This is a genomic window from Paenibacillus sp. JNUCC 34, from assembly GCF_058269055.1.
Genome location: NZ_CM177770.1, coordinates 4820041 through 4844244, shown reverse-complemented (window position 1 = coordinate 4844244; position 24204 = coordinate 4820041). Strand labels below are relative to the sequence as shown.

22 protein-coding genes are annotated in these 24204 nt (G+C 45.7%); 20 read left to right on the top strand and 2 right to left on the bottom strand.

The window, feature by feature from the left end; genetic code table 11:
• Positions 1-5 precede the first annotated feature (5 nt).
• The 16 genes from AC2TF5_RS22635 to AC2TF5_RS22560 all read left to right on the top strand — a co-directional run bounded on the left by AC2TF5_RS22635 (position 6) and on the right by AC2TF5_RS22560 (position 11890).
• A complete protein-coding gene (locus AC2TF5_RS22635) occupies positions 6-416 on the top strand; it encodes an Imm7 family immunity protein (protein WP_491299371.1) in 411 nt (136 codons plus the stop codon).
• A 342-nt stretch (positions 417-758) separates the two neighbouring features.
• Complete coding sequence (locus tag AC2TF5_RS22630) at positions 759-1238, top strand: hypothetical protein (protein ID WP_491299370.1); 480 nt, start codon at positions 759-761, stop codon at positions 1236-1238.
• Positions 1235-1885, top strand: a complete 651-nt coding sequence (locus AC2TF5_RS22625) for a hypothetical protein (RefSeq protein ID WP_491299369.1) — start codon at positions 1235-1237, stop codon at positions 1883-1885. The genes AC2TF5_RS22630 and AC2TF5_RS22625 overlap by 4 nt, the downstream gene beginning before the upstream one ends.
• Before the next feature lie 658 nt (positions 1886-2543).
• Positions 2544-2846: a contact-dependent growth inhibition system immunity protein gene (locus AC2TF5_RS22620; protein WP_491299368.1), complete on the top strand. Its 303-nt coding sequence runs from the start codon at positions 2544-2546 to the stop codon at positions 2844-2846.
• A gap of 142 nt (positions 2847-2988) precedes the next feature.
• Positions 2989-3285: a hypothetical protein gene (locus tag AC2TF5_RS22615; protein WP_491299367.1), complete on the top strand. Its 297-nt coding sequence runs from the start codon at positions 2989-2991 to the stop codon at positions 3283-3285.
• An 834-nt stretch (positions 3286-4119) separates the two neighbouring features.
• Positions 4120-4488 carry a hypothetical protein gene (locus AC2TF5_RS22610; RefSeq protein WP_491299366.1) on the top strand — a complete coding sequence of 123 codons (369 nt, stop codon included), beginning with the start codon at positions 4120-4122 and terminating at the stop codon, positions 4486-4488.
• Positions 4489-4532: 44 nt separating this feature from the next.
• Positions 4533-4670 carry a hypothetical protein gene (locus AC2TF5_RS22605; RefSeq protein WP_491299365.1) on the top strand — a complete coding sequence of 46 codons (138 nt, stop codon included), beginning with the start codon at positions 4533-4535 and terminating at the stop codon, positions 4668-4670.
• 10 nt (positions 4671-4680) lie between these two features.
• Entirely contained in the window at positions 4681-5184 is a 504-nt protein-coding gene (locus AC2TF5_RS22600) for an SMI1/KNR4 family protein (protein ID WP_491299364.1), read from the top strand.
• A gap of 145 nt (positions 5185-5329) precedes the next feature.
• The gene (locus AC2TF5_RS22595; RefSeq protein WP_491299363.1) at positions 5330-6181 is read left to right on the top strand and encodes a sugar phosphate isomerase/epimerase family protein; all 852 of its coding nucleotides are present in this window, start codon (positions 5330-5332) and stop codon (positions 6179-6181) included.
• 187 nt (positions 6182-6368) lie between these two features.
• On the top strand, positions 6369-7061 hold the full coding sequence (locus tag AC2TF5_RS22590; RefSeq protein ID WP_491299362.1) for a response regulator transcription factor: 693 nt from the start codon (positions 6369-6371) through the stop codon (positions 7059-7061).
• Positions 7062-7145: 84 nt separating this feature from the next.
• Entirely contained in the window at positions 7146-8069 is a 924-nt protein-coding gene (locus tag AC2TF5_RS22585) for an ABC transporter ATP-binding protein (RefSeq protein ID WP_491299361.1), read from the top strand.
• Positions 8062-8823 carry an ABC transporter permease gene (locus AC2TF5_RS22580; protein WP_491299360.1) on the top strand — a complete coding sequence of 254 codons (762 nt, stop codon included), beginning with the start codon at positions 8062-8064 and terminating at the stop codon, positions 8821-8823. The genes AC2TF5_RS22585 and AC2TF5_RS22580 overlap by 8 nt, the downstream gene beginning before the upstream one ends.
• A 107-nt stretch (positions 8824-8930) precedes the next feature.
• The gene (locus tag AC2TF5_RS22575; RefSeq protein ID WP_491299359.1) at positions 8931-9761 is read left to right on the top strand and encodes a sensor histidine kinase; all 831 of its coding nucleotides are present in this window, start codon (positions 8931-8933) and stop codon (positions 9759-9761) included.
• A gap of 134 nt (positions 9762-9895) precedes the next feature.
• A complete protein-coding gene (locus tag AC2TF5_RS22570; protein ID WP_491299358.1) occupies positions 9896-10363 on the top strand; it encodes a hypothetical protein in 468 nt (155 codons plus the stop codon).
• A gap of 92 nt (positions 10364-10455) precedes the next feature.
• On the top strand, positions 10456-11058 hold the full coding sequence (locus AC2TF5_RS22565) for a hypothetical protein (protein WP_491299357.1): 603 nt from the start codon (positions 10456-10458) through the stop codon (positions 11056-11058).
• A 124-nt stretch (positions 11059-11182) separates the two neighbouring features.
• Complete coding sequence (locus tag AC2TF5_RS22560; RefSeq protein ID WP_491299356.1) at positions 11183-11890, top strand: copper amine oxidase N-terminal domain-containing protein; 708 nt, start codon at positions 11183-11185, stop codon at positions 11888-11890.
• Positions 11891-11967: 77 nt separating this feature from the next.
• On the opposite strand, the gene AC2TF5_RS22555 is transcribed toward AC2TF5_RS22560, so the two are convergent.
• Positions 11968-13641: a hypothetical protein gene (locus AC2TF5_RS22555; RefSeq protein ID WP_491299355.1), complete on the bottom strand. Its 1674-nt coding sequence runs from the start codon at positions 13639-13641 to the stop codon at positions 11968-11970.
• Positions 13642-13723: 82 nt separating this feature from the next.
• Positions 13724-14659 carry an FmdB family zinc ribbon protein gene (locus tag AC2TF5_RS22550; protein WP_491299354.1) on the bottom strand — a complete coding sequence of 312 codons (936 nt, stop codon included), beginning with the start codon at positions 14657-14659 and terminating at the stop codon, positions 13724-13726.
• Positions 14660-15151: 492 nt separating this feature from the next.
• Between AC2TF5_RS22550 and AC2TF5_RS22545 the strand changes: the two genes are divergently transcribed.
• From AC2TF5_RS22545 to AC2TF5_RS22530, 4 genes are all read left to right on the top strand, one after another.
• Entirely contained in the window at positions 15152-16936 is a 1785-nt protein-coding gene (locus AC2TF5_RS22545; RefSeq protein ID WP_491299353.1) for a vWA domain-containing protein, read from the top strand.
• Between the two features lie 15 nt (positions 16937-16951).
• Complete coding sequence (locus AC2TF5_RS22540) at positions 16952-20341, top strand: tubulin-like doman-containing protein (protein ID WP_491299352.1); 3390 nt, start codon at positions 16952-16954, stop codon at positions 20339-20341.
• Position 20342: 1 nt separating this feature from the next.
• Complete coding sequence (locus AC2TF5_RS22535) at positions 20343-22793, top strand: transcription initiation factor TFIID (RefSeq protein WP_491299351.1); 2451 nt, start codon at positions 20343-20345, stop codon at positions 22791-22793.
• Positions 22794-22914: 121 nt separating this feature from the next.
• Positions 22915-24195, top strand: a complete 1281-nt coding sequence (locus tag AC2TF5_RS22530; protein WP_491299350.1) for a vWA domain-containing protein — start codon at positions 22915-22917, stop codon at positions 24193-24195.
• The last annotated feature ends 9 nt before the right edge of the window (positions 24196-24204 follow it).

The following is a 24204-nucleotide window of genomic DNA, read 5'->3' as shown; positions in this document are numbered from 1 at the left end:
TTTAAGTGTACCAATATCACGGATGGGCAGTTATTTTAGAAAGTGCGAGTGCTGATGGTGAAAGCAATGATGAACATGAAATTGTCCAATCAATCAAAGATTATGTTGAAGTATTAAAGAAGGGTAGTGATATTATAGATATCAAAGGAATTAACGGACAGTATCACTTTTGGATGACAGGCTTATGGAATCATGAACCAAGTTCAAAATATAATCCAGTAAGTATTATGGAGTATATTGGGTCAAAAGCTCCTGGCTCTTATGGAATGCTCTATGTATGTAATGATGAGGATGCAGAACATTATAACGAATTTAGAGCATACATTCTTTCGCGGGGTAAATTAGATGAACACAAAGATCCATTTCTGTCACCGCTAATTCCGGTTGTTACAGATGAGTATGAATTAGAGGACTGATGGAATAACAAGCAATTTGGAGTTTACATTATAGCAACAAGATCGTACAATACAACCAACAAACCAAACACTAAACAACTTGACAAACTTTCACAGGCTTATTCCAACTTGAACAATGAGGAGGAATGAGCCTTTTTGCATGCGCTAAAATCAAAGGAGAAAGAAAACAATGGAAAAACAGGTACCGGCAGAAGAAGAGGCTGGCTAATTTACACAGGCTCAAGCATGAATCGATAAGAAGAGCTCTGGGAAGGTGCGAAATCTGGCGGAAAAATGTTGGCCGACTCCGTTAGCGATACAGTAGAATCTCTAATAGAAGACCCATTGGGGACCGGCGGACAGATGCTATACAATGCTACGATCGGAACTGTTGAGGAAGTCATCGACACAGCCATGTGGGGAACTAAAATGGTTTTTGATGTCGGCGACACTCGAGAGAAGTTTGATGAGAAAATCGATGAAGCGGGCGGTGACGGAGGTGGACCATCTAAGAAAGCTGAGGGGACGGGTGAAATTCCGAAGAGTTATGAACCTAGCCCTAAACATGACCCGAAAAGTGGGTGGGGGAGTACAAACCCAATTCCAGATGCTGAAACAGGGCAAAAATTATTGGATACAGCATACTCATCTTCAAAGAATAAGCAACTTTACAACATTTATGAGGGAAAGCTTATTAAATTTCAGCCAGATGGCGAAACAGGGTGGCATCCATATGAAGTTACGAACCCTGCTAAAGAAGTACCTGCCGATGTGTTAAGACAACTACTTAAAGATGATAAGATTACAAAAGTGGAATACAATAAGCTATTAAAAAACAAGTGAGGTGCTTCATTCTGAGGACTTTTGGAGAAAAAAACACATTTACTATTCAATATGAGTTTGAAAATAATCCTTTTAATGAAAATAGTTTAACTGGTGAAACATGGGGGAGGTTTGAATTATTTGTTCAAGGGGTAGATGTTTGCCAATTTAAGAGAGAGAATAGCGTAACTACCTATCAATGGAATTTGATATATATAGTCGAATGGTTTAGTGAAAATCTAAAGTATATATTGAGTGATAAACCATTCCCTCTCCCTGTTGAAGGACAACACTCGCTTGAACTTTTGGATAATTGTTTGTTGTTTGAATCAGATAATGATGATGAATTTGATGCATGGTTCGATACAAAGCAAGAATGGGAATTTAAACACTCTTGGTTTTCAAATAGGGCAGGTTCTTTTTTGCCTGATGTATTTTTCAGAAGGGTTAATGGTGAAATAGAGATTGCATGGAATAATGAATCGACGTATTCTTCGGAAGGAATTTCGTTTATTAATCCAATTGGAATTGAATATGTATCGCTTGGGATATTTGAATCTACTGTCAATAATTTTATTGAAGACTTCTTGGATAATCTTCTCCTGAACTCTAAATACAAAAAAGATGCCGAAGAAGTTTACCAAAAAATAAAAAACTTAATCAAATAGTCGAGTCGTTTCTTCTTTTGTTGGGGGCTACCCAGTGCCGAATAAGAAAACTATTTATTATAAACTTCCAAAAGCTTATTCCAACTTGAACGATAAGGAGGAATGAGCCTTTTTTGCATGTCCAAGATTAAAGAAGGAAGAAAACAGCGGCAAAGCAGGTACAGGCACAAGAAGAGGCAGGCTAAATTGCTTAAGCTCAAGGAAGATGAATCGATAAGAAGAGCTCTGGAAAGGTGCGAAATCTGGCGGAAAAATGTTGGCCGACTCAGTTATCGATACAGTAGAATCGCTAATAGAAGACCCATTGGGAACCAGCGGACAGATGCTATACGGATGCTACGATCGGAACCGTTGAGGAAGTCATCGACACAGCTGAGTGGGGAATTAAAATGGTTTTTGATGTCGGCGACACCCGAGAGAAGTTTGATGAGACAGCATAAGAAAAAATGTTAATAATGAAATCTTGGATGAAATGGAGGCCAGCATAATTATCCTGTTGGCAAAGGTGTTGATGTGAAGAGTGGAGGTAACTCTGCTTCTAAGCAAGTGTCTAACAGTTTGTCCACATCCCAGCTTTACCTAGTTAAAGATCCTTCTATGCCCTCAGGCTACAGAATTATTACTGGCTATCCTGTTTTTGATTAAAGGAGTGGAACAAATGAGAAATGAAAGAATGAAGTATGAAAATCTCAAGTATTTTATAGAATGTTATTTTAACTGGAGTATGGATTATGCAGACTTAGAAAAATTGATTGAAGAGTTTAAAAGTCGAGAATTACCTGTGTATATCAGAGGCTTATCTCAAGAAATTATTGTAATAAGTGAACAACGTAATTGGAGTGAAATAAAGGACTTTGTTTACTTAAACGGTAGAAGGAATTTAAATATCAAGAAAACTCAAGAAATGATTGAACTATTGCAAAAAAAATTATTAGAAGAAAAGACAAACTGTACTTTTTAACGATAAGATCGTACAACACAACCAACAAACCAAAGACTAAAAAACTTTACAAATACTTGATAAACTTTCAAAGGCTTATTTCAACTTGAATGATAAGGAGGAATGAGCTTTTTTACATGCTCAAAATCAAAGGAGCAATAAAATGGCTATTGAGTATTCTCTCAAATTAGAGAAAAAATTATCGGGATCCGATTTATTGGAACAACTTGAATCAATAGGATACATGAATAATGATGTAATAGAGTTACCTAAAGGAATTGAAATGAGTCAGTTTAAAAACACACTTGGTTTGATTCTTTACTTAACGGAGTCTGGCGAATATCCATATAACGCTTATGGAACTCAGTTCTTGAGAAATGAATTCGTGTATGAAGGTACATTAAGTTTTCGGTTTGTAAACAACTTATACAATAATGAAACTTATGAGTTTGTGCTATAGGTCGAGATGGCGTTAAGGCTGTGTGCTGATTTTATCGCAGAAAAGACTAACATGGCACTGAGCCTAGCTATGTGGGAAATATCCCTAGGAAAAGGGATTGATGATCTCACTGATAATGGATAAATGCCTCGGACATCCCGAATGTTGGAATGAAATTGCTATAATAGAGGAATTATTATATAAATTGAACTCAGACCTTCAGAGAGTAGCTTTAACACAGTAAATATACTTGAGGTAGATAGTCTTATTAAATAAGCTTATATACTTTCTATAAATAAAATAAGCATGAGTGAAAAAGCTTGCCGATTAATCGGCAAGCTTTTTGTGGTGGTACGGCTATCGTCGTGAGTGGGCTCTAAAGGAAATAGGGGAAAGTACGACTTGAGTTGGGTGCAGTATAGGGTGGATATGCATCTCCTGGTGAGTTACGAACAGTTCAGAATACTTTCTATTATCCGGAATAATAACTTACATTAGCCATTGAGTTGTATGAAATTATACTTAATAGCAATTAATAAGAAAAGACCGACTAGAATAAGGATTCCGGCAACCAATAACCCACCTATAATAATTACTCTGTCTAGAGAGGTTGACTTTTTCATTTTCTCACGTCCTTTTAAGATCAATGTAAGTTGCAATAAGAATACATTTTCGATGATTCATATCCATTATTTGAAATTATAAAAAAGTTATTATTTCACTTATTTAACTTTAATTATAACATAAATTCTTTTTGTTAATGGTTGTTAGTATAAAGGTAAGCTTCACTTTAGTAATTAACCAAGAACAAGAACACTTGGTTTGATCTAAAAAAAAAAACAGAGGTGAGGAAAGATGAAAATTATTCATGATTTGAAACAAACTCCAGAAAAGACTGCTAAATTGCTTTCTGATTTGCAGGGTTCTAAACAATTTACTAAAGTGTTGGAAAATTCCAAACAAGCCATTACTCCCAAGGACCCTTTGCAAACAATTTCTTACGAAATGACACTTGTTTACGATGAACAAAAAGAAGTAGATGTAGAAGTTTTATTCGTAAAGTATGATGAAAATTCGGTGGTATCGTTTGGGGATGGTTATCCAGATACACTCATAAAGCCAAGAAAAAGTTATCCCTTTTCGTTCGGTGCTATCTATTTATATGCACAAATGTTAGAAGGTTCGATTGAGAACCCCATAAAAAGCTATTGGCAATTTTCTTAATGTGAAAAGATGAAAAATACTCTGCATCAAAAAGGAGTGGAAGAATGCGAACTAATAAGTATTGGAAGTATTTTGATCGAGCGATGAAAGAGTACAAAAAACGAATAATTTCAGATGAAGAAGTGAAAGAAATACGTGATGATCGACTGAATGAAATGAAGGACTTAATATCTTACCATTAAAGGAGTATGTATGAGGATAATAGAGATTATTAAGAAAATTGAACAGGATAGTAATTGCAGACTTGTGAAAAAGACCACAGATTTCACAAATGAATTAGCTCTTCCAGAAGATTTGAATTATTTTTTTAGCAATTATGACTCCTTACAAATGTTTTTAGATAAGCCTTATGGAATAAAAATAGTTTCTTCAAATGAGGTTATTCCAACTAGTAAAAGGCTTTACCCAAAGGATGATGTTATTTGGGAGGAACTAGAAGGAGATATTAGTAATGAGTGGTATCTAATTGCTGAATCTGAACAAATAAACCAATACATTAGTATTGACATAAGCAAGTCTCATTTTGGTTATTGCTATGATAGCTTCTTGGAAACTCATGCAACACCAGGGGATAGTCAGATTATTGCTAAAAGCTTTACGGAACTGTTAGAGCATTTATACTCTAGTAAAGGTGAAAATTGGTTTTGGTTGGCTGAAAATTTCGAGTCGTATGGGGATGCTTATGATGGCAGGTAAAATATTTTTTAATGGTATTTAACCCACGGGCATACATTCTGAATGAAGATATATATTTGAGGGTTTGGAAATTATGACAAAAACAAGGTGCAAAGATGAAGGTAGGAAGAACAATATTTATGTTTTATGAAGCAGAAGGAAAAACGTGGACGTCGTCGAAGATATTCATATTGGGCGCGTGCTGGTAGAGCAAGAAAGGAAGTGGCTTATGATTACCATTTATGATTGGTTTGGCTACGAATTGCCCAATAAGGAACGTTTTAAGTTAATAAAAGAAGCTGGATTTGATGGCGTTTTATTATGGTGGAGTGATGGTTTTGGTCGTGACTGCTTTGGTCGGAACGATTACCGCAACGGGCCGAAAATTGCGCGAGAAGCGGGACTTTTTATAGAAAATATCCACACACCAGTCCAAAACGAAAACAACCTATGGCTTGACAATCTGGACGGTGAAACCGTAACTGATTGCTATTTGCAATGTGTTGCAGATTGCGCCGAATTTGAGATTCCGACAATGGTGGTGCACTTGCCGGGCGAAAACAATCCATATAACACATTGGGACTGGATAGAATCAAGAGAATCACTGAAAAAGCTGAACAGCTTGGTGTCAATGTTGCACTGGAGAATTTATGGAACCTTTCCAATTTGGCATATGTGCTGGAGCAAGTGGATTCCCTGCGTATCGGATTCTGTTATGACAGTGGACATCACTACCGCCATTATCCAGACGATGATTTATTATCCATGTACGGTTCCCGGCTGATGGCACTACATTTACATGATAATAACGGAAGTTATGCCCAACACGGGTTACCCTTTGACGGCACGATCGATTGGTCTACAACCATGAAAAAAATTGCGGAAACGGATTATTCAGGCGCGACTGCAATAGAGGCCATGAATTGGGATTATGAGGATTTATCGGCTAAAGAGTTTTTACATAAGGCGTTTGAGCGAGCAAAAAGGCTGGAAGCATTAAAACTCTATAATCAATGAAAACGGAAATAATCTGCAACAATCTTTGATATATGCAGGATACCATAATTAGCAGCATCTTCGCCTTATTTCCCAAAGAAGAATAAAAGGCGCATTTACCTGTCGAGTAAAGCCCGAACGTATTCAGCGCTCGGGTTTTTGAGTATTTGGAGGGGCGTATTATCAAAGAGATTTAAAAGGAGATTCAATGAAAAAAACCGTACATATTCTAGTTGCCGAGGATGACAGTTACATCAGTCAACTGTTGTGCAATATTATCAAGAAAAGTGGATATATTCCCCAGCCCGTTTTCTCCGGGACCGAAGCGCTCCTTTATCTGAAGAAGCAAAAGTGGAACATGCTTTTGCTTGATTTGATGCTGCCCGGCTTGACGGGCGAAGAGCTTCTTGAGCAAATCAGCGGACGGGACGATATGCCGGTGATTGTGATCTCAGCCAAAGGCGAATCGCAGACCAAGGTATCGGCGCTGCGCGGAGGAGCGCGTGATTTCATTACGAAGCCATTTGACATTGAGGAGGTATCGGCGCGGATCGACTCCCAATTGGGCTTGTACGCCCGCATGGTGCGGACCGACTCACCCAACGTGCTGAAGCATAAAGGGCTTGTGTTGGATCGCGAGGCCATGTCGATTACAGTAAACGGGGTCAAGCTGTCACTTACCGCGAGAGAATATGAAATTCTGGCGTTGCTATTGTCGGCGCCCAAGAAGGTATTCACGAAAGCCAACCTGTACGAAAGCGTCTGGCATGAGCCGTTCCACGGTGAGGATAACACGGTCAATGTCCATGTGAGCAATTTACGCAGCAAGCTAGCCAAGGCTGCTCCGGGAAGCGAGTTTATCGAGACGGTATGGGGGATGGGCTACCGACTTAAGCCTTAAGGAATTCTTTAGATTTGTCTTTAGCTCTTCTTATGTTTTCTTTCCTATACTCGGTTCATATCGTTGAAGGAGGTCAAGACGAAGATGTACGAGTATGTATTGAGAACAAATCAGCTATCCAAAAAATTTAAAGGCCATACCGCCTTGGATAAGGTCAGTTTGGCGATCCGCAAAGGCTCCATTTACGGCTTTATCGGACAAAACGGCGCCGGAAAGTCGACGTTGATCCGTATCGTGACCGGCCTTGCTTTCCCGACGGAAGGGTCCATCGAACTTTTCGGCACCGGCGAAGAACAAGCATTGGTTCAGGCGCGCAAGCGGATCGGTTCGATCATCGAGAGCCCCGCGTTGTTTCCCCACATGACCGCTGGTGAAAATCTGGAGGCGAACCGAATTTTGCGCGGCATTCCCGGTAGAGCGTGCGTTCCCAGAATGCTGGAGCTGGTCGGCCTGCAGGAGACGGGCAGAAAGAAAGCGAAAAACTTCTCGCTTGGCATGAAGCAGCGCCTGGGTCTGGCGATTGCCTTGCTCGGCGATCCGGAGTTTCTGATTCTGGATGAACCCACCAACGGCTTGGACCCGACGGGCGTCGTCGAAATGCGCGAACTACTGAAGCGGCTGAATCGCGAGTTGGGCATTACGATTCTGATTTCCAGTCATATTCTGAGCGAACTGCATCTGATGGCAAGCCATTACGGCATTATTCACCGCGGCCGGTTGCTCGAACAACTCACCGCCCAGGAATTAAACGACAAGTGTCAGCAGTACGTGCTTATCCAGGTGGATAATCCGGACAAGGCAACAGCCGTCATCCAGAACGAGCTGAACACGGCCGATTTTGAGGTGCTACAAAATGGCTCCATCAAGCTGTATAACGCTGTAGATGAGCCGAGTAAGATATCGTCGGCTTTGTTTTCCGCCGGCTTGCAGATCGAAAAGTTTATGCCCATGGGCGAGGATTTGGAGAGCTATTTTACAAAACGGATTGGAGGGCTTTCGCATGTATAATCTGATTAGAGTCGAGTTTTTCAAGCTGCGGAAGAACAGATCGTTTTGGACCATGCTGCTTGCGTTCTCCGTTCTCTCGCTGGCATACCCGCTGCTATACTATTTCGATCATCGGTCCAGCGGAATCCCCCAAATGACGGGAGCCGAATTTCTGATGACCTTTATTACAAGTAATGCTTATGTTATCAAACTTGGTGTGGCAGTGTTGGCCGGCTTCTTCATCTCGAACGAATACTCCACAGGCGTCATGAAGACGATCGCCTCATCCGGAAATACCAGAGGCCGGCTGTTTACGGCAAAGCTGATCGTGTTTGCAGCCGGAACGATGGTGTTCTCTCTTGTCTTTCCGCTGCTTAGCACCGTGGAAGTGACGCTGCTTTCAGGCTTTGGGCAACTGCCAGCAGGGACCGCCCAGATGTTTATCCCGCGGGTGTTTGGGCTGACGTTGCTCTACTCGGCCGGTTATGCGGCCATGGGAGCATTATTCACGGTCATCTTTACAGACAGCGGCAAGACGATCGGATTTTCCCTCATTTTTTTCCTTATGATCGATATTGCACTGGCTGGCATAGGCGCGAAAATCGATTGGTTTGCCACCATGTATGACTACTCCATTTTCAAGCTGGTGGGAGATATCGGCAGCCCACGTATCGACAGCGGAGATTGGCCTAGGCTCTTACTGAGTCCGTTGCTTACGATTGCCATTTCGGGAATGCTGGGCATTCTCGTGTACCGCCGCAAGGAAATCAAATAACGGTTGAGAGGGGCGGGAGAACCTTGCTTATCCTGAGTATCCTATCGGTTGCGGCGGCGGTTCTCCTGCTTGCCCGTTTACTGATGCTGAGGCGCGAATTAGGGCGCATGACGACACAATTAAGAAGCTACAACGATCAGGACACCGGCAAAAAAATCGACGTAGCCCTGTTCGACCGGGGGCTCGAAGAGCTTGCCGTCCAAATCAATCGCCAGTCCAATCTGATCGTCGAATCGAAAGCCCGCCAGAAACGAATAGAAAATGAACTCCGGCAGGCGGTCGCGAATATTTCCCACGATATCCGCACACCGTTAACTTCTATCTTCGGATACATTCAACTGCTTGACTCGGAGGATGTAACGTCTGAGGATCGGCTTGAATACGTCGCTATCGTTAAAAATCGGACCAAGCGTCTGCAGGCGCTGCTGGACGATTTTTTCGAATTATCCGTGATCGAATCGTTGGATTACCCCCTTTCCATCGAAAAGCTGGGGCTAAACGCCCTGCTCTCCGACATTTTGATCCAGTTTTATGATTTGTTCAACGAACGCAATATTGTGCCTGACATCCGGCTCCAGGAGCAGAATGTGTACGTCTTCGCGGACGAGCCCGCGGTGCGGAGAGTTGTAGAGAACCTACTGGTTAATACGCTCAAACATGCGACTGGGCAGGTTGCGATCACCTTCAAACGGGAACGGGATAAAGCTAGCCTGACGATCACAAACGATGCGAAGGAGCTCGTCGGAAGTGACGTCAATCTGTTGTTTGACCGTTTCTATACCGCAGACCGCACGCGGTCTACTCAAAGCTCCGGTCTTGGCCTCTCCATCGCAAAAAGTTTAATGAACAAGATGGACGGTACGCTGACCGCCGAAATGAATGGCGAACAACTGCGGATGAGCTGTAGTTGGAGACTCTATAACGAGGCAACTAAATAAAAATGTAGGAAATAAGGATGGTGTCGAAAATACCGAAACATATGTAAAGAAGACGTCATAAGCTCTTTATTTACATATGTTTTTTGTTAGAAAAGAGAGCCATGCAAAAGTTAAATGTCCTTGAGGTGAGTAAAGTGGAATTTGAAATCATAATCAACCCAAATTTTAAGATTGGAATACGTGATTCAGAAGATACAACGATATCTGAAGCACTAGATAATAGGCTTGTTAATAGCCAACACTTTACAATGAAATGGCATGATACGTCATTAAGAATCAATTATGGAACACAAATAGCCGATGGCATAAGTGATATTGTTAAAATGTTAGAAGCAATAAAAAAGAGAGAAGAGCAGTTCGTTGTAACTTTCCCAAGTCAAGCATTTTTCGAAACATGGATATGTAAAATTGAAAAATGCGATATTAACATTAATTGGGATAGTCGTGATGATTATCGGAGTATTACGATGAAAATTGAGTTATTTATAAAAGAATGGCTCAAGCTATTGCAGCAACTACGACAGGTCTTAATAGAAACGGGATATAATGTTACCAATCTAGTAGATTTTGATTTACTTGAAAATCTTGAAAGATTTCATTAGCCAATTTTTTAGAAAAGTTGAAGGAGCTATGGTGTAGGCGGACGTCCATATAGATCAGCTGCAGGGGAGCCAATTAGGGAGATGCTTATAATATGAGGGGAAAAACGGATATTTTGAGTATAATAATTTACTACTATAGAGATGAAGAGAGAATGAAAAATCTTTGGTCAAATAAAAAAGAGTTTTCAAAGATTCTCTCTTTAGTAATGGAAGTTGAGCAAGATACCTCTTCAAAAACGATGCTACACAGTTGTGCTGAGTATTTTATAAACTTTACTAGTGTTTTTTTAATACAACAAAGTTCTGATTTTCTGAATTTATTTTCTGAGATAAATGATATCAATAAACGTGTTTCGTTTATGGAAAATTTTTTTATAAATGATCTTGTTTCTGATAAGATTATTTTCAAACTTTTGAATGATGTGGAAGTGATAAAAAGAATAGGTTCTTACAAAGAATGGATAGAATTACCTATTGTGATAAGGGCACGAAAAATCATTGCTACATCGAATGATAGTGAAGTATCTGTAGACCAAATTATTCCATTAGATTTAGATTTAGATAATAGTTTTCAAGAATATTTATTATCTTGGGCCTTTGAAGAAAAAAAGTTATCTAAGGAGGGCACAGAATATTTTAGAAAAAACTTTGAGAAAAAGTATAAACACATATGTTCTATTATGGAACAGAATTAACGCCTAGCCACAAACATACCTTTTATTTAACACGAACAATGAATTAGTAGAGCAAATATTTTTGTTTTTAAAGCAACTTTAACGGGTATTTAACGTTTATATTAAAAATGGGAGGGATTACATTATGAAGAAAAAGATAGTCATTTCTGTCTTGGCTACACTGGTGACGGTATCCACTGTGTTTGGAGCTGCGTATGCAAGTGGAGTAATTAAAATCAATGTCAACGGTAAGCAGGTCTCAACAGACGTGGCGCCACGGATGGTAAATAATCGAGTAATGGTACCTATTAGCTTTATTTCGAAAGCACTTGGCGCTAATGTTGCGTGGAATGAAAAAACACAGACAGTCTCAATAAAAAGTATTGGGATTCCTCATGAAAATGTTTGGAATGATGACGTAAGTAATATAAGTCAATTTACTGTTGGGGGTATTAACAACACAGTTCAAGTATTTATGGCTGGAATGGATACAGGTAGTGAAGATCTTCTTAAAAAAACCACAACAGACGACATGGACGTGGAACTATTAAAGCAGCTACATTTTTCTATGGGACCAACCATGTTAGCTTCGCAAATTATGGATATGAAACAAATCAAGAATGGACAAAAAACAGAATATCAAGTTCGAGTGGCGATTCAAACATGGTTAGAAGAAACAACGATAGACTACTGGGATCTTACCTTAGTGCCTGCTCCAGCTATAAAGGATGGAAATACAACGTCTACAGGAGGTAAAATGGAATATATCGTTAAGAAAAGAGAGGTAGTTAAATCAGTGCCTATTGATGCACTAAGAGTATTCCCAGGATACACCCTCGACTTCAAGAAATAGAGAGCCTGAGCCTGGTATCCTTGCTTGCAAGAGGATACCAGGCTCTGTCTTTTATCAGTATGACCGTAATATTCTTATTATTCAACTTTCTCGACATGGAACACCGGAATAGTGACGGCTTCGTTGTCTAAGTATACTTCTGTATGATAGCTGAGGATACCGCAAACTGTAATTGGTCCTTCCACGAATGCATAGTCACCCCGCAGCCAAATATAACTGTTACTCATACGGGCATATGGCTCTCCATCGCTGTCAAGCACGATCTCGGATGTGAAACGCACCTTTTTGTGTGAATACTCCGGCAGTTGCTCCACCAGGATGTCGATATAATTCGCATTCGGGACAAGTTCGACGAATTGGTAACTGTCACCGTAAAGCTCATAACGGGCTGTTTCATCTTCCTTCCCCGTTTCGTTCAGGTTATGCACGAGCAAAGAGCCGTCATTGTCAATTTTATAGCCGTCTGCCTCGAATGAGAACAGCAGCTCAATTCGATCGTTTGCCACGGCATAGGCACTGTAAGCGGCGGATCGAGAATTCGAATCATACTCGATGAGCAGGACAGGCCGTTCATTTGAACTCAATTGCTCTTCAACGGTCAGGCGGCGCACCTCATAATGGTAAGGTATTGGCTGCGGGTTGCGCAGCACTTTCGGCTTCGAAGTGCCGTCCCACGTTGCATAATACAAACGACGTTCGGTATCGAGTGCCATCGTATACACGGCAGCGCCAAATCGGTTTTTACCGCCTTCGATGATCGGATAATTGCCTTCCGGTAGCAAGAGCGAAGGCTCTGCTGCGGCCCAGACGAGCCGGACGTCCGCGATTTCGGCAGTGGTGTCGTGGAAGCCGGACAGGTCTTCATACAAGCGAATAGCCGTCTCGTATTCCCCGGCCGCGACATGGCGGTCTGCCTTCCTCATCCAGTTTTTTAGTTCTTGCTCCAGATAATTGGTGACGCGGGACGAGCTGCCGGAGCGGTCCGCATAAGCCGCATAGATGGTGGCATGGATTGCGAACGCTTTTGCATTGTTCTGTTCGCCATCTTTCCGCATGATCGTCTCAACAAGCTCCTCCGACTTGGACTGCAGCCACTCCGCTGTGATGCCCAGCTTCTGGTAAGCTTTTTCCATAGTCACTGCTTCGTCCAGCATTTGCTGTAACTCCCCTTTGCCTGCGATACGGGCCAACTTGGATTCATCATAGGAGCGGAACAGGGTATTCAGTTGGGTGGTTTTCTTCTCAGCTCCACCGAAGAGTGAGGACGGAAGAGTTAGCAGATTTGCTTTGAATGATTCAGTGCTACTGTCTCCCTGCTGCTTACTGGCAGCGAGCTGCTCTTCGAAATATGCTTTGAACTGAATCAGATGCTCGTTCATCCGGTCAGCGGCCGTTGTTGAGGTGAGCATTTGCTTGAACTCGTTGATATGGGAGCTGCCGGGCTCTAAGTAAGAGGAACGCAATTGCTGATAGCGTTTGTACGCCTCCATGAACGTCTCAAACTGGAGATCAGCCGCAGCCGCATCTGCATCAGACAAAATCTTGTCTAGCTTGCGCTTCATGGCAGTAATTGGCGCTAGCTTGTGCAGCCGCTCGGCCAATTTGTCCTCCTCATAGAGAATCCATTGATTATTGTGCGCTTGTCGGTACGCTTCTTCCGCCGCAACGAGATCGTTAGCGGCGTACAGCCGATCGGCTTCCTTGATGGTATCAATCTTCTCTGCAATATGCACTCCCCTGATTCCAATCATTACCACAGTCCCCGCACATAATAAAATCATAAAATTCCGCGGGTTTAGAACCTCTCTTATCGTCATAGATATTAGTCTCTCTCTACTCTACAGAATCCTGGAAATCAGGATCCCATTCATATTGGTCATGCACGATTCGTTTCACCTCTTCGGCTACACGATCCCACGGCTCGTTCGGATATTGCTGAATCATTCGGTACAGCCGCAGGATGCGATCCTTCGGCAGCCGGTAGGCGTAACGACGAATTAAGCCGGGATAAGTGAGCACATACCGTTTCATTCTTACGGCTACTCCGGCCACACCGGTCAGGATGTCCTGGCCGTTCTTAAGACCGAGTATTTCTGGCTCGTAATGGATGATGTATCGGAACGTGTCGTCTTTAATCAGTTCACGCTTTATCTTGGCGATCTCCCCAATATAATCGACCAGCAGCGGATCAAATTGCTGCAGTAGGAGTGGTTCCAGCTCCAGCTCCATATCTTTACGCAGTGCGAAGTGATGGAGAAGCCCAAGCTGTTGCAGTCGAAACGTATCGTTGCGGATAAGGGGCCGGAGTTGCCGCAGCAGCTCGTAAGTAAGCTGCTTGTCCTCATCCCAGTGTGAGAAAGCTATCTCCCAGTCACGGTATATGTCCCGTGTCAGCTGCATCTGTTCTTGCTGCAGTAGTCGATCCAGCTTCAGGCTGATCTCAGAAGCGATAAATCTTCTCTGGACGAACCAGAGAATAACAATAAGTATTAGGGCTGTTGCAAGGCAAAGCATCATCTGGCCGAACGTATCGCTTAGAAGGACCCCAACCAGCGTAATGAACAGCAAGAAGAGTCGCTTTGTCTGCATTGACCGTTTAACATTGACGGCTGCCTCACGTTCGATCGGACGCAGTGCAGTCTTGCCGCAGGAAGGACAGACTTCATCTTCCAGTGCAGAGAAGGAGCCGCATGATTTACATCTACGAATTAAATCATAGAGTTGTTTTGGCTTGTGGTAAGGTCTGAAAAAGACAGGTATTTTTTTCATGGCGTCTTCTCGCTCCTATCGTTCAATATGGAGAGAAGCCGATGATCAATCTCGTTGGGTGCGGGTGTTTTCTTGTGTCGAATCCAGTAGAGGACAACTTGAATGGTAATAAAAAGAAACAAAACTGCGATACAACCGTATGCTAACATAAGAGAGTCCCTTCCTTATAAAAATAAAATCTTTATATTTTTGGAATTTGGTTCTTATTATTACTAGAAATGATATTGCTATATGGCTTTATTCCTATATCGTATGTGTAATAAGGTTGAACTTTACATTTCCTGATTATATCATAATGACAGTCGGTGGTAGATAAAGTGAATATAGTGTCATATCCAGTAATTTGATGAAGATAAAACGGAACCAAGAGGATGTTTATTTCGTTGTAACAATAGTCAGGAACGATTAGGTATAACAATGCTATGCCGTTTCAGTGGCGCTTGTGGGCCTACCAATACCCACCCTATCATTTTACGATAAAGGAGTACAACTATGCTTCAAAGAAAAGTGATTGCTTATATGATGTTGTTCACTCTGGTACTCAGCTTCATGCCATGGATTGGGAGAGAAGCCGCTGCTCAGGGTGCCCAAACAGCGTCCCAAATTGATGCGATGCTCGTTATCGATGTGAGTAACTCGATGGATACGAGTGACAAGGACAAAATCGGTAATGAAGCGATGAAGATGTTCATTGATATGTTGTCTTCTACCGGAGACAAGGTTGGCATCGTCGCTTATACCGACAAAATCGAACGTGAGAAGGCGCTGCTTGAGATCCGGTCCGATACGGACAAAGAGGATCTCAAGCACTTTATCGACCAACTGAACCGCGGGGCCTATACGGACATCGCTGTCGGGGTGAAAGAAGCCGTCAAGGTGCTCGAGCAGGGAGTTGATCCTGCCCATGAGCCAATGATTGTCTTGCTTGCGGACGGCAACAATTACTTGAATAAGAACGGTAACCGTACACAGGCAGAGTCGGATCAGGAGCTGAGCGCGGCGGTAGCCGCCGCGAAGCAGAAGGGCATTCCGATCTACACGATCGGGCTGAACGCTGACGGGCAGCTGAACCAGGATGCGCTGGCGGATTTGTCAAAGCAGACGAACGGCAAATCATTTGAAACGTCTTCTGCGGACGATCTGCCGCAGATATTGAGCGAGATTTTCGCCAGCCATCAGAAGCTGAAAATCGTTCCGATCCAGTCGATGACAGGCAACGGAAGCTATCAGGACGTGACGGTGAATGTGCCAAATGCGAACGTGATGGAGGCCAATATTTCCATCATGTCTTCACAGCCGGTCGATCTGAAGCTATACGATCCGTCCGGCAAGGAGGTCGCTATCCCTAGCGATAATGTACAGCTGTCCCGCTCCAAGAGCTATTCCCTGCTGAAGCTGCTTCAACCGGCTCAGGGCGATTGGAAGCTGCAGGTAAAAGGGGCGAAGAAAGACAAAATCGATATAAATCTCGTTTTTAACTATGATTTAAAGCTGGCGCTGGACCCCATACCGTCCAAAACTTACAAACAAGGCGACAAAATCAAAATCAACGCCTACTTGACTAGCAATGGACAGAAGCTGCAAAATGATGCGCTGTATCGCAACATGAACGCTGTACTTCATGTCAAGGACCTTGATACTGGGAATAGTGTCGACCTATCGCTCGTTAACGAGGGAGATCGGTTCACAGGGGAATTCGAGGTGAAGGACAAGCATGAATATGAGCTCAAGGTAAGGGCAGAGGAGAAAAGCTTCTACCGGGAGACTGAGCCAGTCAAGGTGAGTGCGAAGCCAGCTGCTGGCGCAGGAGCTTCTGCCCAGCCGGGTACTAGCGAAGGAGAAGTTAAAAAGCCGTTTCCAATGTGGATTGTTTATTCAGCCACCGGAGGGATTGTGCTCGCTCTGGCGGCCGCCTTTCTGATTGCGGCATGGAAGAAGGCAAACCGTGGCTTCGTTGGTCAAATGGTCATTGAAGTACGGGATGAGAATACAGGCGAGAAGAGCCATCCTCAATATAAGAAATTGAACGCCTTCAAAGGCAAGTGCTCGCTCCACCAGCTGCTGCAACTGGCTCCCGAGTTCAAGGAGACCGAGAAGATGATATTCATTCCGGACAAGAACGACCGCATTCTGCTCAAGAACGGCTCTAACGGAACGATTGAAAAATCGGGTCGTGCAATCGACGCGAGCAAAGGTTTGGAATTAAAGAGCGGCGATCGGATTACGGTGCCGTTGACTCAAGTAGATAAAACGATCTGGATCGAATATATCGTATAGGGAGGAACATCCATTATGAAACCAATCGTTAGAGAACATATTCAGCAATTGGACGTATCGCTGGGCGGAGGGATTGTCAGCGATAAAATTCGCGTTGATACGATCGATAACCCAATCCTTATTATCGGTTTGGGAGGAACCGGGATCGATGCGCTGCTTCGTTTAAAATATCAAATTAATCGCAGATTTAGGCTCCCCGAAGATCCGATCTCGAAGAAGAAACGCGATAAGCCAGATAATGTGGAGTTTCTGGCGCTAGAGACAAATGAGCAGGATCGCAATAAGAAATATCGCGGCATTGGTCTCGATCCGCTCAATGAATTTGTGCTACTGTCGAACGCCGAAATCGGCGGACTGCTGCAGAACCGCAGTATTCTGGAGCCTTATATTACCGAATGGCTGTCCCCAGAGCTGAGCATTACTGACGGGATGAACGGCGCCGCTGGGGTGCGCCAAGCTGGACGGTTACTGCTGTTCACCAAGATCAACCAGGTTGTTCAGGCGATTGACAAGAAGATCAAGACACTGTCGGTCGGTACGAATAAGAAGTTAATGGTATTTATGCTGTCCGGCTTGTCCGGGGGAACTGGCAGCGGCTGCTTCTTGGACATTTCCTATATCGTACGCGGTATTATCGAGCGGGATTACGGTTCTGCCGGCATCGACCGCGTCAATACGCTCGGCTATCTGTTTACTCCGGATGTGAATCTGGCGAACAAAAGTTTGAGCGAGCACACACGCGAATATATCAAGAAGAACGGCTACGCCGCACTTAAGGAACTGGACTATTGGATGAACGTCGACAGCCGGGGCGAGCGTTTCCAGCAGAAGTACGGCAACATTTTGACGGTCAATTCCCCGCTTCCTCCGTTTAACCTGTGCCATTTGATCTCGGCGACGAACACGGAAGGGAAGCTGCTGGAGAATGCCTACGACTACTGCATGAATGTGACGGCGGAGAACATCACGAACTTCATGGCAAGCGAGGATAAACAGTCTGGTGAGGAATTCGCGATTCACGATTATATCAGCAATATCCGCACGAATATCGCCCAGATGAATCGAGTCTATCCAGCCAATTACGAATACAATATCATCGGCGCTTCGTCGGCGGTCCTGCCGATCGAAGAGATGACGACCTATCTCGGATACCGCTTGTTCCAAAAGATGGAGAAGATGTTCCAGAAGGCGCCGAGTCAAGAGGAAGTCGAGAAGTTCGCCCGCCAGTTGGGTGTCGATCTCGACACGATGGTGAAGACGTTTGAATCGCGTGTGCCCGATCCGCTGCCGGGGTATGAGAATAGCGAACGACTGAGCTATAACAATGTAGTGAAGCTGCAGGTTGTAAATATGGATACGGAGCTGGAACAGACATTTTTGGCGCGGGCACGCGAGGAATACATCAAGGCGAAGAAGCAGCTTCCTGGTGAGATTGTTGGCAACTTCACCGATCAGATCCGGCGGATGTTCCTCCATCCAGAGCAGGGGCCGTTCTATGTGTCCCGTCTGATCTATACGGAGAAGGGCTTCTGTCTGTTGAAAATGCTGCTTTCCTACATTGAGACGCTGCGCGAGAATCTGCATCGTATTCCGCGCGACATCGAAGCGGCGCAGGAGCAGTCAAACGAGCGTCTCGGGGATGCGAAGAGCGCCTTTATTTCCAAGGATAAAAAGAAAAACATGTATATCCAATCCAAAATTCAGGAGTATTGGTTGCATGCCGACGTAGAGCGTATGGAGCAGATGATCGAGTTCTATGAGGATCTGTATCAGCTGCTGAATCAGGAGAACAACCGCATTTATAGCCTATTTACTGAAATTTTGAACGCGCTCAACACGATCTTCGAGAAGAACGGCGACATTCTGATTAACGGTGAAGAGCAAGCCGATCATAAAGGGAACCGGACTTACTACTGGAATATTGTCAGTGTTCCGGACATTTCGAAAGTGATCAGCAATATTATGGATCAGAGGGAAGTCGACGACCTGATCCGTGACTTCTCGCTGGAGCTGCTGGATCACTCGAACCAGTGGATCAAGGAGCAGGAACTCGATATCGTCAGCTCGATCTCGGATTTCCTGTCGGACAAGTTTGGCGATCTGATTACGCAATCGATGGAAGATTTCCTCGTCATGAAGTTTGGCAACGACGAGTCGATCGACAAGTTTGTCGAGCGCCAGATCGCAAGCAAGCTGGATGACGAGGCCGTTCCGGTGTTCCATCTGAGCAACAGCTCGGGCAACTTGCATTTTCCAAAATGGGGATTTGTGTCAGTGCCCGTGAAGGCGCCAAGCATTCTGAAGGGAATACGCAATTATCAGAACAATGCGGTTGGTAAGTCGAACTTCACTGTCAAGGAGAGCGAGGTGAAAAACCGCATCTTCTGGCTGAACACGCATAACGGGGTGCCGCTCTTCGTCTATACGCCGCTCAAAGTATACGAGGAGAGCTACGAACGCACCATTCTCGACAAGGAAGGCATCGGACGCCATCTCGTGCAGACCGACAAGGCGAACTGGACGTATCTCCCTTCCCCCATTCCGCAGCAATCTTGGGGGGACACGTACCGCAACGAACGGGTAGAGCAATACAATGTTCGCGTACGCGCTGAGTTTGAGCTTGGCCTGAAGTACAAAGCCGTTGTTGCGAAAAGCATGGATGAGAACACAAGTAATCGCTATGCGGTCGTCTTCACCAAGCCGTTCCAGCTGCAGGATATGCTGAACGACTATGATCTGCAGCTGCAGGTAGCGAAGCCGAACCTCGGAGAAGTAAAGCGCGCTTATTTAGAACTGAAGCGGCTGTTGGAGGAAGGGCTGGAGCAGGTAGGAACGAAGGATATTTTCGGCAGTATTAATGAAAATCTGGCCAAGGAAAATCTGATCCGATCGCCGGAGCTGCTTGCACGCTTGCGTGAGGAATTGGCTAAATATGAGGCGATCCGCACCCAGGCTGAACAATTCGAGCAGCTGCTCAGCCAGTATCAGGACGAAGAGAAATGGCAGGATCATTTCATTGAAGCACTGTACACAGGCACGATCTGTAAAAAAGGCGCACTCTACGTCTATGATCGGGATGAGGAAGAAGAAGCGTGGGAGCCGTTTGCCAATCTGATGAAGAGCCGGGACTATGTAGAATTTGAGGTATACGAGCATTTCCGCAGTTTGGATGAGAAGCTCCGTGGTACGCTGCTCCGTAAGTCGTCCCGCCGTGCGGCGGAGATGACGGCAACGGAGGATGTTGCTCTGCTGCTGACGAAGCTGGATGAATTGTACACGGCGTTCCTGGAAGCCCGCGAACGTCTGGAATACGAGAAGATTGAGCTGGCGAACGGCGAGGATACCTACCAGTTCTACAAGCAATTGACGATCAAGCTGAATGCGATTCGGAGAAAGTTGAAATAGGATGAAGATACACACGATAGTGGAGAAATACGCAACAGCATATTCAGGCGATGAAGGGAGACTCAGCGGCAAAGACGATAGTCAGAGCAGCATTCATTATCCGACGGTGTTTCTCTTCATTGGTGACAAGGCGGGCGATGCGATTGAGCCGATGATCCGGATTAATGAGAGGAATTGGGATAACAGCGCCGGCGTCATGTATATCCACGCGCTGTCTCGTAACGCTGCTGCGCCCGCTATGGCCTCCGGAGATGGTGGGGACGGCAGCAGTAATTCCGGCCGTCAAGACGCTTTTGCATGGCAGAAATCCGATTCCGGCAGCAGAATTGCTCGGCTCGTTCTGCCGGTTGACGGCAGCCATGTCCCGGAGAAGAGCAAAACGATGCGCCGCGATGTGTACCGGCAGTTCTATGAGCATAATCGTGGATTGTTCGAGCTCAATCGCATTTTGCGGCAGGTGAGCAGCGATATCGCGGAGTACGGCCGGCTTTACGCCTCGTTTGACCGGATTCATTTGGCGGTTGTTACGAGAGTCGACGATCCACTCAACGTACTGGTACCGGAGATTACACTGCTCGCGGATGCGATCTTCCAGCAATCGTTCAAGTCGGTCCAGATGGACCTGTATGTGCTTATCAACGAACGGGAACAGGCGGATGCATTCGGCTATGCCAGCTCGGCGGGGGTCGCATACCTGCGCGAGGTCGATTATATGCAGAGTCCGGACTATTCCTTCTCGGCCCCTTTGCATGTGACGGAAGACGGGATTTCGATCGAAGTGACGCATCCCGCTTCACCATTGTTCGATCTCGTTTATGTGCTGACGGACAAAAATGAGCGGGGGATGTCGACCTTTGCCGAAGAGGACAATTACGAGATTATATGCCATATGAATCTATTGAAAAACCGGAAGCAGACCGGCTCGGGCCACTTGCATGAAATGGACAACTACAACAATACGTCCTTGCGAAACAATGTAATGACCGAATCTGGCCGCTATGGGTATGTTTCGGCCGGCTTATCCAAGGTCGCGCGTCCGAACCATTCGATTGCACTCACCGTGCTGTATCATTTCTACCGCGGGTTGACCGACCGAATGAAGGCCGCTCCCGAGCGTACGCAGGCGGAGAAGCTGGTCTGGTTTGGGCTTGATCCTCAGGCAATCGCTGTCGGGGTTGATCGGGTTGTACCGGATGAGGCGCTGCTTAGCGATATGAACGGCATCATGACCCATGGTATCAGCTTCGGCCAATTGAAGCGCATGACGCTGCGCGAAGCCGAGGATGCTTTGTTCGGTAGCGGCTGCCATGCATACTTTCGGGATAATTATGAACAGGTCACGGACAAAGCGCTCCAGCAATTACCGGATGACGAACTGGTGCAGATGGTCCGGGAAAGGCTGGCCGTTCAGGCGGATACAAGCTTCTATCATGTGTACGATTGGACGAATGAAGCGGATGAAGGAGGGAGCGTTTGGCCGCTCCTGCACAGCCGCATCCGTGATGCAAGCCGGGCGCTGGAGGCGGCGCGGGCCGAGCTGGAGCAAAAGTATGCCGAGGCGGTGGAGGAGCAATCATTCCAGCGGATGCCGCTGATGGATAAGCATAATGTGCGCAATTTCATCCGCTGCTTTTTTAACACCGTATACCGCCTGAAGCTTGAGGTGCTGCGGCTGGAGACGGGGCTGCGGTTGTATCGAAAATATGAAGCGGAGCTGGAGCGGCTGCACGTTATCTACAAAAAGTACGTGCAGCAGATGGAATCGCTGGAGGAGACGCTCAGAGCTGCAGCGTTCACCAGCATCCGCCGCGCCGATGACTATATCGGCCAAAATATTATGGAGTACTACGAACGGGTTACGGCGGACATTATGCAGGAGATTGAAGTGAAGCGGGGACCGAACGCCTTTGGCGAAGAGCGGTATATGGGCAGCATGCCCCGACTGCTGGAGCAGGGAACCGACGCGTTAGTTACACGGTTATGTGAAGTGTGCAGAAGTTATGTTCTGACGGCGGCGCCGTTCAGGCAGACGTTTGAGGAAGAACTGCTGCAGCGGGCGAATGTGACGATTGAATACAGCAATCAAGAGGTGCTGTCGAAGGACGAGCTGTTCAAGAAGCTTTACCGGACGCTGGAGGAGCATGCTGGCATACATGTGCGGCTTCTGGATTATACGCATGAACACCGTTACGAGGAAAAATATTTTTTTGGCGATGCGACGAGCGAGTTTATGCGTTATGCACTGGGGGAAGAGGAGACGTCTCGTATCTACAAACTCGGCTGCGTGCATGAGCAGCGCACCAGCGGTGTAGAGAAGCTTAACATTATGGGCGGCTTCCAGATCGAGGATTTGCTGTATTACCGGAATGGACAAATGTACTACGAGAGATATATAGAGAACGGATATCAACTTCACGGCATCAGTTCCGAGCTGCTGCCTCCTGTCCGGTAACCAGGATGGTTTGATAATCAGTCCCGTCAGTCATCGTTACCAAGGATTGCCCCGACAGTAGCAATGACGGGAAGAACGCATCCGGGCGGATGCACACTATATGTGAGAGGATGCTATATCTATGCAGCGAAAAATAAATTGGCTCATGGTGCTGTTCAGCTTGATCGGTGGCGCCATCGGCTGGGGGATCGGAGAATGGCTGCTAAATAGCCTGCGCGGCGAGTGGCCGAATATTGTAGTGAGCGGACTTTACTTCGGTGTGATCTCGCTTTGTGTTGGTCTGTCCTGCCTGATCGCTGAGATGATCTCGCCTCGGTTGAATGGCCCTTCGTGGCGTCAGCGATATACAGGAACCTCGTGGCTGGTGCTTGTTCCCGCGACGCTGGTGATGCTGTTCATTGCGGGCTTGGCGTTGGAAGCGGCATATCAGTTCGAGCCGGGCAATGTAAAAACCGTGAACAATATCGTTCTCGCCATCGACAACTCGGGCAGTATGGAGCAGACCGATCCGAATCAGGACCGGTATAAAGCAGCCAAGCGTATGATCGAAGAGATGGATAGTGACAAGCAAGTAGCTGTGTTTGTATTTAACGACAATGTGGACCTGCTCCAGCCTTTTGTGCAGTTGGAAGATCAGGATGTCAAGAACCAGCTGTTCGACAAGATCGATGCGATCCAGCCGACGCAGGGCGGTACGGATATCGGCCTGTCTCTATCCGAAGCGATGAAGCACATCAAGGATCATCAGGATACGGAGCGCGGCACGATGGTCGTGCTTCTGTCGGACGGCTTCAGTGAAGTAGACACAAACGCCATGCTCGCCGATTATAAGGCGCAGCATATTGGCGTTCATACGATTGGCCTCAGTCAGGTCGATGCCCAAGGCTCAGTTCTACTGCGCCAGATTGCAGAGGAGACCGGAGGCCAATATTACGATGTATCCGATGCAAATGAGCTGTCGTTCGTCTTCGAACAGATCTACAGCAGTATCGGTGAAAGGACGCTGGTTACGGAGCGCTCCGGCCCGCTTAAGAACAGTACTTATTATATGGTTCTGCATATCATTGCCTTGGTACTTATTGGAACGATGCTTGGCCTGGCGCTGGGGCTCGTATTCGACAACCGTTATCTCGCCAAGAGCTTTGCGATTGGCGGCGCGGCAGCGGGGCTCTTGGCTGGCTTCCTGCTGGAGGCGGGCCTATCCGGACATTCGTTCACGGACGGACTCGTTCGCTTGGGTGCCGATCTCGTGCTTGCGGGTGTCATTACGCTGTTCTCATTCGTTGTGCCTATCCGGGAGAACCAGCGGCAGCGGGGAGGACGACGGCACAGAGGCGCGGCCGAGAGCGAAGCCAGCAGCCTGTCCGGCCGTCGGCCTGATCGAAGCAGCCGCGGATTCTAGTGTGGGGAG